A 14,556-nucleotide genomic window follows, 5' to 3' on the forward strand; every position below is an offset into this window, starting at 1 on the left:
TCAACCTTTCCGAATTTTCCTTCAATTTAAAGTATAGTCTGTTGGCCGAAGGTGCGTCAAAAATAGAATGGGAAAGGGTTTTCGGATCCCGGAGATTATTGAAGTTGATTTTGCATAAAATTCCACTGTTTAGCCGCTTTTTATTAGGGAAAAGGCCTAAAGTAGGCCTAAACCTAAAAAAACAACAGGAGGAAAATTGTGAGTAAACCAGTAGAAGGAATAAGTGAAGAGGCTATTACGGTAGTTGATTCGCGCGTTGCAAAAAAGTCAATGATTGGGACATCTGTTGGGAATGCAGTGGAATGGTTTGATTTTGGTATTTATTCGTTTTTGGCAGTAACGATGGGGAAGGTGTTTTTTCCCGAAGTAAATCCTTCCTTTCAATTAATTTATGCTTTCGCGACTTTTGCGGTTGCATTCATTGCCCGCCCACTTGGAGGCTTATTCTTTGGAATGATGGGCGACCGGATTGGCCGGAAGAAGGTTTTGGCATTTACGTTAATTTTAATGGCTGCGGCTACGTTAAGTATCGGGCTAATCCCCAGTTATGCATCAATTGGGATTACAGCGCAGGTATTGCTGCTGATTTCAAGACTGGTACAAGGATTTTCTACGGGAGGGGAATATGCCGGTGCAATGACATACATTGCCGAAACGACGCCAGATAAAAAACGGACTTTCATGGCAAGCGGCCTGGAAGTAGGCACACTCGTAGGTTTCATTGCTGGAGCAGCCTTGGTTACATCCTTAACTTACATATTGGGGCCTGAAACTATGGTCGCCTGGGGATGGCGGATTCCGTTTATTATTGCAGCTCCGCTTGGACTGATCGGATTTTACCTTCGCAACCATTTAGAGGAAACACCGGCGTTCGAAGCGATGAACGAATCGATTGAAGATGGAAAGGAGCGAACTTCCCTCAGAGAGATATTTACCGGTCATTGGAGGGCGCTCTTGATTTGTACAGGCATTGTCATTTTTTATAATGTGATGGTCTATACTGTCCTTACCTATATGCCTTCCTATTTATCAGAGGACCAGGGATATGGGGAACAAACAGGGCTCCTCTTGCTGATCCTTGTTATGATTGCGATGATTCCGTTAATCATGGCGATGGGATATTGGAGTGACAAAATAGGCAGAAACCGTATTCTGACCGGAGCGCTGATTGCGACAATTGTCCTCAGCATCCCTGCATTTATGCTCGTCCGGTCCGGGAATATCGTTGGAGCATTTTTCGGATTATTCATCTTGGGAGCTCTTTTATCCGCTTTTCAAGGCTCTCTCCCGGCAACTCTGCCTTCATTATTTTTTACAAGAGTTCGATATGGAGCACTTGCTATCACGTACAATACATCCACTTCCCTGTTTGGGGGTACGACCCCACTAGTCGTTGCGTGGCTCGTAGCTATGACAGGCAACAAAATGTTGCCGGCCTATTATCTGATGGGCATTTGCGCCTTCGGACTCATTATCGTCACCCTGTTTGTAAAAGAAACAGCTGGAAGGTCGCTGCGTGGTTCCGCGCCGGTAGTAGAACATCCAAGGGAAGCCAAAGAGGTATTAAAACATCCAAGGAAAGCGTTTTGGTGGGTTGAAGAACTCAGGAAAGGGAAAGGCGACAAGGTTGACAAAAAGCTCGTCACAGCCATTATGAATAAAAACTAGTTGTTTGTCAGGTTTCTAGTTTTTTAAAAAAACCTTAGGGAATAGGAAGATTGAAACAATACCTTAAGGAGATGTACCAATGAGCATAAACGCATTAGTTTTGAATTGCAGCCTGAAGGACAGTGCGCAGCCATCCAATACCCGGGCGCTGATTGATGAGATTGTGGGGATTTTTGATGAGAACGGCGTCGTAACGGAAGTGCTGAGAATGGCTGATTATAACATCGGCCTTGGCGTTACCCATGAGGCGGTAAATAATAACGACGAGTGGCCGGAAATTTTTGAAAAAGTGAAGCAGGCGGATATCCTCTTGCTTGGATCACCGATCTGGCTTGGCGAACAGAGTAGCCTGGCCACTTTGGTTGTGGAAAGATTGTATGGCGGCAGCAGCCTGACAAACGAAAAAGGCCAATATCTCTATTACAACAAAGTAGGCGGAGTGGTTGTCACTGGGAATGAAGACGGTGCGAAAAACGTTTCAAGTTATTTGATTTATGCGCTGTCGCATATCGGATTCACGATTCCCCCGAATGTGGATACGTATTGGGTAGGCGAAGCAGGTCCCGGGCCTTCGTTCATTGAAGCAAATGGCAGGGAGAACGATTTTACGATGCAACACGCAAAAATTACCGCCTATAATCTCTTGCATTTTGCCCGGTTACTGAAAGAATATCCGATACCAGCAGAGGGAAATGTGATAGAGAGCAAATAAGTCACCGCTTGAAAATTCGATTAAAAAACTTCAAAGTAAAATGCAACATTAGCAATCCGATTCTGAATGAATTGGATTGCTTCTTTTTTTAAAAAAACTGAAAATTCACACTAAATAACTGGGTAATTATGTTAAAATTTAAAAAATACACTTCATCATACTTTGCTTAACTAAATTTAAACGAATGCCAAAAATACCATTAATGGGGAGGGTATATGCATACTCTGCGCAATTTGATTCGGTACATGATTAGCTTATTGGCGTTATTGGCTCTAGCAGCTATACCCCATGTTTTTTACTACACTGGCAATCCTATGCTGGGGCAGCAGCAAATTGCATTTGAACCAGGGATGATTGTCATTGCCGTAAGGGGATTTTTCGAAGGGATTCTCTCAGGAGAGTCGTTTTATTACATTTCAGGCAGCAGCAAAAGGTTTTTTCCCGCTGATATTGTGAGCTATTTCAATTCGTCCTATCTTTATGTAGCTGGTTCGGGAATTATTGTCATCCTTCTTTCATTTGTATTTGGCATATGGCTTTGGAAGGCAAGTGGGAGATACTTAAACGGAATACTAAGTTTTCTCGGAATGATTCCTGACTTTATTTTTATTTTGATTTTACAGCTTTTGGTTAGCGGTATTTACAAAAGTACAGGTATAAAGACAGTGAAAGTCGCGTCGTTGAGCATGAATGAACCGGCCATTTTTCTTCCAATCCTTACGCTTGTGATTATTCCATTTGTTTATTTAGTCAGGACATTAAATGAAAGGACATATGAAGTCATAACCGAAGATTACATTGTCACAGCTGTGGCGAAGGGGCTAAGCAAGATCGAAATCTATTTATACCATATAACAACGAATGTCATTCCATTTCTTAAAGCGGATTTGCATAAGGTAACAAGCATTATGATCAGCAATCTGTTTATCGTTGAGTATTTGTACAACACCAGGGGAATCACGGCGATGTTATTCCAGCTCCAAGTACAATTCGGTTATCAATACAATGTCGTCGTTCTAAGTTTGTTCACGTTGGTTCTTCTTTATATCGCTGTTTTCCTTTCTTTTAAACTACTGATTATACTGATTGAAAGGATTCTTAGACATGCTTAAGAATAAAAAGCTTTTGGCCGGCCTGCTGTTGCTAACAAGTTTTATTGTTGTTTCCTTCATTGGCCCGTGGTTTGCTCCGTATGATCTTGAGTACAGCAAGAAAATCGGATACATCGAAACTGAGGAAGGAGAGAAATTGACCTCCGCGCCATTCCCGCCCTCGAAGGAATTTATTTTTGGGACAGATAAATGGGGATATGACATATTAACCCTGATGCTTTACGGTGCAAAATATACCGTGATTGGAACAATCCTGATTGCGGCAACAAGGGTGGTGATTGGTTCCGTTACAGGGATATTCAGCGGTCTTCAAAAAGAGTCTATAAAACGAAAAACGGTTTCCATTTCAGTATGGTCCAGTATCCCGACCTTCATTATTATTTACTTCATCATGATTGGAATCAACATAAATCCAATCATTCCGCAATGGAGCCTCGTTTTGATACAAAGCTTGCTTATGATTCTCCTCGGTATTTCAGGTGTACATCATGTTATATCATTAAAAACAAATGAAGTTAAAAAAGAGCTATATGTGCTGGCTGCCAAAACCCTTGGTGGGACTAACAAGCATATCCTTTTTAAACATATTCTGCCTGCACTAAGGGGGAATCTGTTGATTATGCTGGTAAGTGAAGCCATCCTTGTTTTGCACTTAATTGGGCAACTAGGGATTTTTAATGTGTTTTTTGGGGGAACTGAACTTCAATTCGTTCCGCCAATTTATCTTTCTATCACTCATGAATGGTCAGGATTGATAGGGCAGGCAAGAGGGTTTATGTATCATTCTCACTGGATCATCCTCTTCCCCCTAATTGCCTACATCATGTTTCTTTTTTGCTTGTATTTAATTTCCGCAGGCCTTAATGACATTCAAAAATCAAAAACAAGGAAAGCCAGTTTACTATAAAGAGTCAGAGAAAGGCAAACAAATTACGAGTGGCTGGCATTTTTCGTTTTTATTCAAGGAAACATTAAAACAAAATAGGTCGACCCCTTACATATTATTTGGCGCAAAAGAGTGTCAATATAGCCGACCACCATGCTTGTTCGACATTACTATTATTCAATGGAGGAATCAAGAACAGAAAGAAGAGGCCACCATTTTTTGAGTTTTTTAGTCAAATAGGACTAGAATCCATCAGCTTAACCATGAGACCAAGTAATCATTTTCCCTCTATAACAACCCGCTTTACAAAACCTTAAGATTCTCTTGTCAGGCTCTTAACAAATCCTCCTTATAATTACGCTGTATTCATTATTATAAGGGGGAAAAATTAATGGCGATTTTAGGCAACAAAGTAGTAGCTGCTTCCTTGTCAGTTAGTCTATTCATGACTGGGATGATTGGCAGTTCGGTTTCAGCTAAAGAACAAAAGGTTCCGCTAGGCCTAGAGAAGAAAGAAAATGTAAAAGTACAAATATTGAGCGTAAATGACCTTCACGGAAAAATCAATGTAAGCGAACAGTTCAAGGATGATCCAAATACATACGGAAACGCTGCTTACCTTGCTGCATATCTTCGTGACCGTGAACAAACCAACGAAAACACGCTCATCGTCCATTCCGGAGACATGGTGGGAGGAAGCCCGCCTGTTTCGGCTCTCTATCAAGATGAACCTACCGTTGAAATCATGGAATCGATTGGATTTGATGTAGGAACTGTAGGAAATCATGAATTTGACGAAGGTGTTGACGAACTGCTTCGTTTAACCTACGGCGGAGACCATCCGAATGGGACAGCTAACTATGACGGAATCGATTTTCCAATGGTAGCGGCCAATGTAGTATATAAGGACAGCGGGGAACTTGTACTCCCGCCATACTATATAAAAAATATAAAGGGTCAGAAAATCGGATTCATTGGCGTTACGACAACAGAAACACCAAATATGGTCGTAGCAAAAGGAATCACAAATGTTGATTTTACCGATGAAGCAGAAGCGATCAACAAGTATGTCCCAGAACTGGCCAAGCGCGGAGTGGAGGCGATTGTCGTTCTGGCTCATGTTCCTGGAAGCCAGGCAGGTGAATCTGCAAGTGGGGAAATTGCTAAGTTGGCTACAGAAATCAATGATAAGGTCGATGTCATTGTTGCTGCCCACAACCATCAAAAAGTAGATGCTCTAGTGGACAATAAGCTGATTGTTCAAGCTGGGGAATACGGAAAGGCATTTGCTGATATCGATCTTGAAATTGATCCATTGACAGGGGATATTGTGAAAAAAGAAGCAGAAATCGTGGATGTCATTCAAGAAGGAGTCACTCCTGACCCTGAGGTTTCCGCTATCTTGGAAAAATACTCAACTGCCATCGCGCCTAAATTGAATGAGGTCATCGGCCAGGCAGCCAACTCTATGCAAGGCGGATATATTACAAAAGATTATTTTGGCGACAATGCTCTTGGGAATCTGATTGCGGACGGAATGAATGCGGCAATGGGAAGCGACTTTGCTATGATGAATGGCGGCGGAATTCGCGCCAATCTGAATGCAGGTGAGATTACCTGGGAAGAATTGTACAATATTCAGCCATTTGGCAACACATTGGTCACAATTGAAGTGCAGGGATCGGAAATGGAGGAAATAGTGAATGCGCAAATTTCTTCGTACGGCCCAGATGCATCCATTGGCGGTTTCCATTACAAATGGGATAGCGCAACTGGCAAAGTGACTGAAATTACCTTGCCTGATGGGACCCCTATTGATCAGAACGCAACGTACACACTTACAGTCAACAATTACATGTACGACCACTACTCTGACAAGTACAAGCTTCGTGCCTACGGCAAAAATCCTGTTCAGGGACCTGACGACCTTCAAGCAACAGTTGATTTCGTAAAGAGCTTCACATCTCCAATTGCTTACGAAGCAGAAGGACGCATTATCAATATTTCAGGAGCACAATAATAAATATTTTAAGGAAGAGTTTGCCTTTTTAAGGCAAGCTCTTTTTGTAATAAAGCGGATGAAAGTAATAGAAAAATGAAGAGAAAACGGTGAAAACGAAACTAAATGAGGCAGCTAGTACAATACTTAGCGGGTTCAATAATAGCAAATAAAGAAAAAGCGGGTTTAGTCCGGTCCCTTTTTAAATTTCCAAAACCAAAAAGGTGGTATCTGAAATGGCAGAGAAGGGTAAAGGTCTTTATTATCGATTAATTACTTTAATTCAAAATATTTGAATTAAAATATTATTATCCTATAATTATTGATAGATGCCCGTAGTACTCTATTCATTGTGTAATTCTTTCTTTTTTTGATAGAAATGATTTTCATCAAAAGATAGGCACCCGGGTTATCATATACATCACGAAGGGGGAAGTTATATGAACATTCAAACTGCATTAGTTGAAGAAAAAGGGGATATTCAATTAGAAAATGTACAGATCGCAGAACCTAAATCTGATGAAGTTCTAGTAAGGATGGTTGGAACAGGGATATGTCATACAGATTTAAGTGTCTCTGAACAAGAAATCACTACGCCGCTCCCGATTGCATTAGGACATGAAGGGGCAGGAGTTGTTGAAAAAGTAGGACCAGGCGTAACTGATTTTAATGTAGGAGATCACGTAGTAATTGGATTTACCTTCTGTGGTACTTGTTCTGCATGTAAACAGGGAAAACAAGGAAGCTGTGAGAATATAGGTCCTCTTAATTTTGGCGGAACGATGAAAGATGGGACAACACGTTTATCTCATGAAGATAAGGAAGTAGCTACACTTTTTGGTCAATCTTCTTTGGCGACGTATTCTATAGCTCATGTTGATAGCCTCGTAAAAGTTGATAAAGATGTTGATTTAACTATTTTAGGTCCATTAGCATGTGGGATTCAAACTGGAGCAGGTACGATTTTGAATGTATTAAATCCAGAAGAAGGTTCAACTATAGCTGTTTTTGGATGCGGTGGAGTGGGTCTTAGCGGAATTATGGCGGCCAAGTTGTCAAACTGTGAAACGATTATCGCGGTAGATATTGATGAGGAACGCTTAGTCCTGGCAAAAGAGTTAGGCGCAACACATACCTTAAATGGCAAGGAAGTTGACGTTGTAAGTGAAATTCATAAAATTACAGGAAAAGGCGCGCAATATGCTTTTGAAGCCACTGGCGTTCCAGCATTAGTCCTTCAGTCTATCAAAAGTTTGGCAGTAGGTGGAACGGTTGCGGTCGTTGGCGTAGGTGGGGAAGCATCTATCCATATACATGATGACTTGGTTGCCCCAAATCGTACCGTTGTAGGGGCAACAGAGGGACATTCTAACCCACCTGTATTTATCCCTCAATTAATTAATTATTATAAGGAAGGTAAGTTTCCATTCGACAAATTTATCAAAAAATATCCGTTTGAACAAATTGAAACAGCTATTGCAGATATGAAGAGTGGAAAAACAATCAAGCCAGTAGTAACATTTGAATAATGAAAAATATGAACAGGTACCTCGGCCTTTTAAGTCAAGGTACCTGTTTTTGAATTTGGGAAAATATAGGGTAATTTTAACTTGGGCTGTGCCAATAGTAGATTCCTCATATGTTACCATTTATTTAAAAGACGAAGTTGCTATTAAACATATATATTCTAAGGCAATAACTGCTGGTTATAAAAATATAGAATACACAACTGATGAGAATGATGAAAGGACAACATTGACAGCTTTTAAAAAATTTTCCCAGTAACCTTAGGTGTCTGTCAATCCCCTTTTTTTCGATGAATATTTCGACATTTTTCGAGCTGTGCCAGGCGACTCTCAAGAACGACAGGAACTAATAAAGTCATCATTTGGTAATCACCTCACATTTATGGTAACCAGAAGATATTGAATAATGAATGCAATCAGTTAAGATATTAGATTATTAATGATAGGTCTTATTTTGTGGCAGATATCTAGACCTGTTGTGATCGGGTCTTTTTTTATCAGCTAATCCAATGAATGAGGCAAGCAATGGGACTCCCATCTCCCCGGTAGAACTCAGGATGGGATCATTGTTCGCCACTGGCTTAGCAAGGTGCTGGCTGGGAGTGGCCAGGCGTTCAGTGTGCTTGCCTGAGAACAAAGCCAGAACTGTCCCCAATTTGCCGGAACTCAGAACCGCTCCGAATTTGCCATGGCTTCTTCGAGGAAAACGATGACCTCTTTGTTAATAGGATATAAGTTCAATTCAGAAGAGGTCTCCTCTGATTTTCGTGCTTCCCAGAACTTGTTGGCTAATTCCTCATTACCCTGAAAGGTTTCATTGGATAGTAGAAGAGCATCCTCCGCAATTAATTGGGCTTCTCGGGAGGAAGGTGTTTTCCCTTCTTCTAAGCATAGTTCGACTCGTTTAATTATATTTATCCACTTGGCGATTTGATCTGGATTGTCTTCCATTTTAGGAAGTTGCTCTATTAAGGTGGCTTGTTCCTCTTCGCTGAATAATTTTTCAAAAACCTTCTTTTTTCTTTGCTGTGTTATGAATTGATTTTCCTCCGAGAGAAGTGGCAATAACTGATCCCACTGAATATCACCTTCCAGCTTTATTATGTTGATCAGTGTATTTGTATGTTCAAGGGATTGTTGCAATTGTTTGATGTTGTTTTCAAGCTGCTCTTTATGGATGGCAAGCGTTTTCTCAGTGGAGATCCGGTTAATGATTTTTTGGATATCCTGTAACGACATGGAAGCAGCTTTTAGAAGGAGAACCTTCTCCAGGAGCAACATATTCTCAGGGGTATAATATCGCTTCCCGTAATCCTCTTTCAATGCTGGCTTCACTAGCCCGATTTGGTCGTAATATCTTAGGGTACGCAAGGACAAATTCAGTTTTTTGGCAACTTCTCCTGTTGAAAAATAACTCATATGAATAATTCCCCCTAAAAAATGCTTGCAGGTTACGTTGCGTAACCATTTATTCTGAATGTAGCACAATTTAAGTATAGGGGGAATCTTTTTGAAGAAAGATACTTTTTCATCGATGGTGTGGTCGTATAAGGAGCTTGGGCTATTGCTTTTGCTTACTCTCGTTATTGTTCCTGTTGGAATTGAATTTTTATTGCATGATTTTCTTTTGCAAATATTTCAAGATAGACTTTATTCTGGGACGGCTACAGGTTTTGTGATGGCGGTTGTGTTTACATTGGGCGTTTATTTCATTGCGATAAAACCCAATCGTCTGAGTTGGGATGCAGTAGGGCTGCGTTCCTTTTCCGGTGCCTATTGGAAATGGATCATCGTTTGGACTGTTGTGTTAATATTGGCCAGTGTACTGATCGTAATTCTAATGGAGACATTTCAGATAGGCGTAGACAACGTAAAAACAGAATCATTGAAGGCAAATTTGAATTGGTTTACTTTTAGTATCGGGTTTATTTCGGCAGCTATCATTTCTCCGATATACGAAGAAATCTTTTACCGCGGTTTTGTCTATAAATGGTTTAGGATGAAATGGGGGGTAAGCGCAGGAATATTCATTAGCTCTATTATCTTTACGATTGTTCACATTCCTACTTACAACACCCTGCCTGTAAACCTCATTTCTGGAATGATATTTGCGTGGACATATGAGAAAACGGGTTCGGTTTTGCCTGCAATGATTATTCATGGAACTTTTAATGGGATTGCTGTTATTCTGACTTCCCTAGCTTAAAATGGTTCTGAATGAATAAACAAAACGTATTTTTTAACATGAGTTTCATAGATAGGAACATGGGGACGGCGCTCTTTTATTATGTTATAAAGAGGTGAGCCGTCCTTTATGCTGTAACTTTAGTTAGCAGTACCAGTACCACCAAATTGCAAGCCTTTAAAGCATTGAAAGCGGAAAGACAGCTACGTCTACTTTGGTGAATAAGCATCACGCTCCAAGAGAAAACTACAAAAAAAACTCTGGAGGAAAACCAATGAGTGATAAAAAAGTAAAACAAGAAGAAACCAATATTATAAACAATGTTCAAAAGGACGAGCGACTTGAAATAAGTGAAGCGGATTATGGACTGGAAGCGGTTGAAATAGGGACTGATTTTGCGGAAGGGGATCAAAATAACCCTCCAACCTGTGGCGGTTTATAACAAAAAAAGGGCCATTTCTAAATAAAAGAATGGGTATCATCCCTGACCAAAAAGAGCTTTAAAGAGGAACGACGACTATTAAAATTAAAGTGTAGACTAATAATTAGGAGGCTGTCCCGAATAATCCTTTTGGGACCGCCTCTTTTTTTGCCAGCAATATTAACTCATTATTGTGCACAAAACGTCATATGAATTTATTAACGATTGGCACTTTCCTTATCAAGACCGGGACCGCGATTGGACCAGGTCTGGCACGGTGGTACTTGTCCGGAATCGCTGCTGTAAAAGCAATAGAACGGAACATCGGAGAGTTGGAGGCAGTGTAATAATACGAGATGAGGAGGATATCATGCCAAGGGGAGTTCACAGTATTAATTTAAATGTACCGATTGAAAAAGTATGGAAGTTTGTTAGTTCCATTCATAATTGGGCGCCACTTGTCCCTGGGTATATCGAACATGAAATCATAAGTGATACAGAATCTACATGGGCTTTTCAAGCGGAATTTGGTTTTATAATGAAAACAATTGAAATAAAAGTTGAGATTACAAGGTGGGAAGAGCCTGTCCGAGTCAACTTTGACCTAACAGGCCTTTCTGATAACTTTGCCGGAAACGGCTATTTTAAAGCAGAAAGGCTAAACGGTACTTCCACTCGAATGACCGGCTGCCTGAACATTACAGCATACGGAATAACAGGGCCAATGGCCAATAGCATTCTAAAAAATTCCGTACCACAAACTACTGAAGAACTGACAACTGCCGTCGCGAATAAAATTTTGGAACTTCAAAATCCCAGCGGCTAATTTCAAGATTGGTGGAGCCCGCCCTACGCTTGTTTATTTCTTCATTATGCGGTCAAAGTACATCCGTCAGATAAAAATTGATATTCGATTATGTTGTGCATTCGCCAAAACACCGAAAAAGGTTAGCTTTTTCGGGTATTATTCTTATTGGATTTAGTGTAAAAATGTAGGCTGTCTATGGGAGATATAGAACCAAAGCCGAGCGGGGTTAACCCTGGCGGCTTTTTTTAGTGCCATGTATACGTTAGTAGTTAGAGGGTTCGTTCCTATTGCAGAATTTTGCGAGGAATCCTCAATACCCTGCGGCAGATCTACCAAAATCGTGCGGGTGGCAGCATGCACGTTTGCGGTTTTGGCAAACCCTCTGTTGATTACAATGAAACTACCAAAGCAAATTCAACTATTAATGGAGGGGAAAAAATGATTCAGATTCAAAGTGTATCAAAAGTGTACCAATCCGTGATGGCGTGGTAGTAGAAGATGGACGCAAAGGAGGTTTTAAGAATGAACCAGTGGCGAATCGCATGGCGTAATCTTATGCGTCGCAGGATGAGGACATGGCTGACGATTCTATCCATTATTATAGGGGTCGCTTCAACCTTAGCGGTCATTGCGGCGGTCGATACGGCTGAAAAGACCTTCCCAGCTTATTTGAAATCAGCTTTTGGAAAAGCGGATTTCAGTATTAATGGAACGGATGCTTATTTTTCAGAGAAGGTATTTGAGGAAGCCTCACAGCTCGCCGATGCTGATTCCGTTGCGATTCTGAATGAAAGTACGCAGCTTGAAATAAAAAAGAAAGGCATTTCCGGGATACAGAAACGGGTTAAGCTGACGGGCTAAAGTGATTTTGATACCCCCTTGACAAATTTCAAGATTATTGAAGGAAACCTTGAAAGAGATGGGGCAATTATTACCGACAGAACTGCGAAATCATGGCAAAAGGAAGTTGGCGACAGCCTTTCGTTCAAAACAGATAAAGGGATTAAAAAAATAAAGATTACTGGAATTGTTAAGTACACACAGGAATTAATGGGGCCTCCCAGTTGGAGTATGGCAAATTACCATCATTGATCTGTGGCTGCACCGCTTCATGTTGTTCAGGAATGGTATGGCAATGAGGGGAAAATCGAAGCCATTCAGCTAAAGGCGAAACTAGGATCTGATCTGGGATTGCTTGAGAAGAAAGTGGAACAAGTTGTAAAGAATTCTTCTGATGGGGTTTTCATGCAGCCAATTGTGATTGATTTCGAAACACAGTTGCAATCGATTTATTCATTTTTCATGGCTCTATACATCGCTGGCTTTCTTAGGATTGCTTTAAGTGCATTCATTATTTTTAACTCCCTTTATGTCAGTATCAGGGTTTTTGGCTCGAAATGTGTCTGATTATGCGGTGTAAAAAAAATAAATTTGAATAATCAATCTGTTCTTTATAAGGGTATATGTTATAATTTATAAAGAACAAAATAAAATTATGGGGTGATATTTTGGTAAAATCTAAAGCATCAATTGCATTAATTGCAGTAAGTTCAACTATCCTGACTGCAGGTATTATTGGCGGTTCAACCTTCGCATTGTTCACAAGTAGTGCATCAAATACAAATAATACTGTTACAGCTGGGACTCTAGACATTTCCCTTGATAAAGAGGACCCTACAGGTGGAGCTTATTTTAATGTAATGAATATGGCACCTGGTGACTCAGAAATAAAACCAGTTGTTGTAAGCAATGAAGGAAGCCTCCCACTTGATTACACAATGTCACTTTCCATAGAAGGAGATTTAGGAACAATAGACTCTAATAGTTTAAAAATCACAGCCTATTTAAGTGAAGCCGATGCACAAGCAAATTCCAACTCAATTAACCTAGATGAGTTCCGACATTTAGATGCTAAAGGTGGAGCAAAAGAAAAGGAAACAATCTATGTAAAAGTCCAACTACCTCTAGCTGCAGGAAACATTTATCAAAACAAAAATGGTACAGCGAGTATTGTAGTAAATGCACAACAAATAATTAAAGATGACTTTTCAACATTGATTTGGCAAAAATCAGGAGTCGGCACCACTACTATTACTCCATCTACAGATAAAGGCGTTAGCTTTATTTATAATACGGGTAATCAACAAATTTTCAATGGAGAATGGAAATATAGTACTATAGCCGAAGAAACTAAAAATGTTAGTTTCAATTGGAATTACAGCGGTCTTCACGGATGGTTTAGAGCTAGTGCCAAGGTAACATTCTTCGTAGATGGGCCAAATGGAACAACATATAAAGATTTATTTAATTCTAGTGTTTATGATGGTTTTAATTTAAATGGTCAAGAAATAATTAAAGTAAATAAAGGGTATAACTATGGTGTTATTATTTCTGGATCACACTTTGATAGTTCATATCATCTTTTTGGAACCTTTAAAATGACACCGAATAATTAATTTCACTAAATAATCTTTTGATTTTTCTTCATCAAGCTATTCCTTGATGAAGGAAAATTTTTATAATCAGATTAAATATTTCATAATTTCACTGAATAACATTAAGTTTTGTGTTGATGGCGTCGCTCATTTCAGCTCTTTTGCAGACATATGAAAGGGTCATTTATGCCTCCTACGGTGGAAACCTGGATGTCATGCTCCATCATATTGAAAAAGATGATTTGGAAAAGCTGAAAAAGACAGACGGAATTGCCGATGCCGAAACCTATTCCATGCAGCCAGTTGTCTGGATGCTCGAAGGCCAGAAGCGGAGACTGCCGGTATTCGGGGTTGGAGAAGAATGGATTGACAGATACCCTCTTTTTTCTGCGGAAATAGGGCAGTTCAGTTTCAGCTAAAGTACAAAAAGTTGTGGCTTCCATTACAAATGGGACAGCGCAACCGGCAAAGTGATTGAAATTACCTTGCCTGATGGGACACCTATTGATCAGAACGCAACATACACACTAACAGTCAACAATTACATGTACGATCATTACTCTGACAAGTACAAGCTCCGTGCCTACGGCGAAAATCCTGTTCAGGGACCAGAAGACCTCCAGGCAACAGTTGATTTTGTAAAGAGCTTCACAACTCCAATCTCTTACAAGGCAGAAGGCCGTATTATCAATATTTCAGCAGCACAATAACAGCTTTTTTAAAGAAGAGTTTGCCGTTTTCAGGCAAGCTCTTTTTTCATATTGAAGCAGATTGAAATCTATTTGGGTTCTTTATATTTCTGGT

General features: G+C 40.1%; 15 protein-coding genes and 1 pseudogene. 15 read left to right on the top strand and 1 reads right to left on the bottom strand.

Going from position 1 to position 14,556, the window contains the following annotated elements:
• Window positions 1-195: 195 nt before the first annotated feature.
• From V1499_RS07285 to V1499_RS07315, 7 genes are all read left to right on the top strand, one after another.
• Entirely contained in the window at window positions 196-1,668 is a 1,473-nt protein-coding gene (locus V1499_RS07285) for an MFS transporter (RefSeq protein ID WP_409276252.1), read from the top strand.
• A 79-nt stretch (window positions 1,669-1,747) separates the two neighbouring features.
• The gene (locus tag V1499_RS07290; protein ID WP_409275014.1) at window positions 1,748-2,380 is read left to right on the top strand and encodes a flavodoxin family protein; all 633 of its coding nucleotides are present in this window, start codon (window positions 1,748-1,750) and stop codon (window positions 2,378-2,380) included.
• Window positions 2,381-2,595: 215 nt separating this feature from the next.
• Window positions 2,596-3,492: an ABC transporter permease subunit gene (locus V1499_RS07295; protein WP_409275016.1), complete on the top strand. Its 897-nt coding sequence runs from the start codon at window positions 2,596-2,598 to the stop codon at window positions 3,490-3,492.
• A complete protein-coding gene (locus V1499_RS07300; protein ID WP_409275017.1) occupies window positions 3,485-4,399 on the top strand; it encodes an ABC transporter permease subunit in 915 nt (304 codons plus the stop codon). Before V1499_RS07295 ends, V1499_RS07300 begins: the two co-directional genes overlap by 8 nt.
• A 370-nt stretch (window positions 4,400-4,769) precedes the next feature.
• Window positions 4,770-6,398 carry a bifunctional metallophosphatase/5'-nucleotidase gene (locus V1499_RS07305; RefSeq protein WP_409275019.1) on the top strand — a complete coding sequence of 543 codons (1,629 nt, stop codon included), beginning with the start codon at window positions 4,770-4,772 and terminating at the stop codon, window positions 6,396-6,398.
• A gap of 419 nt (window positions 6,399-6,817) precedes the next feature.
• Window positions 6,818-7,906 (top strand): NAD(P)-dependent alcohol dehydrogenase, encoded by a 1,089-nt coding sequence (locus V1499_RS07310; protein WP_409275021.1) that lies wholly within the window; start codon window positions 6,818-6,820, stop codon window positions 7,904-7,906.
• Window positions 7,899-8,162 (top strand): DUF2691 family protein, encoded by a 264-nt coding sequence (locus V1499_RS07315; protein ID WP_409275023.1) that lies wholly within the window; start codon window positions 7,899-7,901, stop codon window positions 8,160-8,162. The genes V1499_RS07310 and V1499_RS07315 overlap by 8 nt, the downstream gene beginning before the upstream one ends.
• 407 nt (window positions 8,163-8,569) lie before the next feature.
• Here the strand turns inward: V1499_RS07315 and V1499_RS07320 are convergent, their stop codons facing one another.
• Window positions 8,570-9,322: a MerR family transcriptional regulator gene (locus tag V1499_RS07320; protein WP_409275025.1), complete on the bottom strand. Its 753-nt coding sequence runs from the start codon at window positions 9,320-9,322 to the stop codon at window positions 8,570-8,572.
• A gap of 91 nt (window positions 9,323-9,413) precedes the next feature.
• Here V1499_RS07320 and V1499_RS07325 point away from each other — a divergent pair, with 91 nt between their 5' ends.
• The 8 genes and pseudogenes from V1499_RS07325 to V1499_RS07360 all read left to right on the top strand — a co-directional run.
• On the top strand, window positions 9,414-10,109 hold the full coding sequence (locus tag V1499_RS07325) for a lysostaphin resistance A-like protein (protein ID WP_409275027.1): 696 nt from the start codon (window positions 9,414-9,416) through the stop codon (window positions 10,107-10,109).
• Window positions 10,110-10,362: 253 nt separating this feature from the next.
• Window positions 10,363-10,530, top strand: coding sequence for a hypothetical protein (locus V1499_RS07330; protein ID WP_409275029.1), 168 nt, complete (start codon window positions 10,363-10,365; stop codon window positions 10,528-10,530).
• Between the two features lie 349 nt (window positions 10,531-10,879).
• Window positions 10,880-11,335 carry a CoxG family protein gene (locus V1499_RS07335; protein WP_409275031.1) on the top strand — a complete coding sequence of 152 codons (456 nt, stop codon included), beginning with the start codon at window positions 10,880-10,882 and terminating at the stop codon, window positions 11,333-11,335.
• A gap of 504 nt (window positions 11,336-11,839) precedes the next feature.
• The gene (locus V1499_RS07340) at window positions 11,840-12,178 is read left to right on the top strand and encodes an ABC transporter permease (RefSeq protein ID WP_409275033.1); all 339 of its coding nucleotides are present in this window, start codon (window positions 11,840-11,842) and stop codon (window positions 12,176-12,178) included.
• A 234-nt stretch (window positions 12,179-12,412) separates the two neighbouring features.
• Entirely contained in the window at window positions 12,413-12,724 is a 312-nt protein-coding gene (locus tag V1499_RS07345) for a hypothetical protein (protein WP_409275035.1), read from the top strand.
• Window positions 12,725-12,825: 101 nt separating this feature from the next.
• On the top strand, window positions 12,826-13,773 hold the full coding sequence (locus V1499_RS07350) for a TasA family protein (RefSeq protein WP_409275037.1): 948 nt from the start codon (window positions 12,826-12,828) through the stop codon (window positions 13,771-13,773).
• 116 nt (window positions 13,774-13,889) lie between these two features.
• Window positions 13,890-14,171, top strand: a complete 282-nt coding sequence (locus V1499_RS07355; RefSeq protein WP_409275039.1) for a hypothetical protein — start codon at window positions 13,890-13,892, stop codon at window positions 14,169-14,171.
• A gap of 27 nt (window positions 14,172-14,198) precedes the next feature.
• Window positions 14,199-14,462: pseudogene (locus V1499_RS07360) on the top strand (hypothetical protein); the annotation flags it as partial.
• Window positions 14,463-14,556 lie beyond the last annotated feature (94 nt).

The sequence above is a fragment of the Neobacillus oceani genome (genome assembly GCF_046237595.1).
Taxonomy (GTDB): Bacteria; Bacillota; Bacilli; order Bacillales; family Cytobacillaceae; genus Bacillus_D; species Bacillus_D oceani.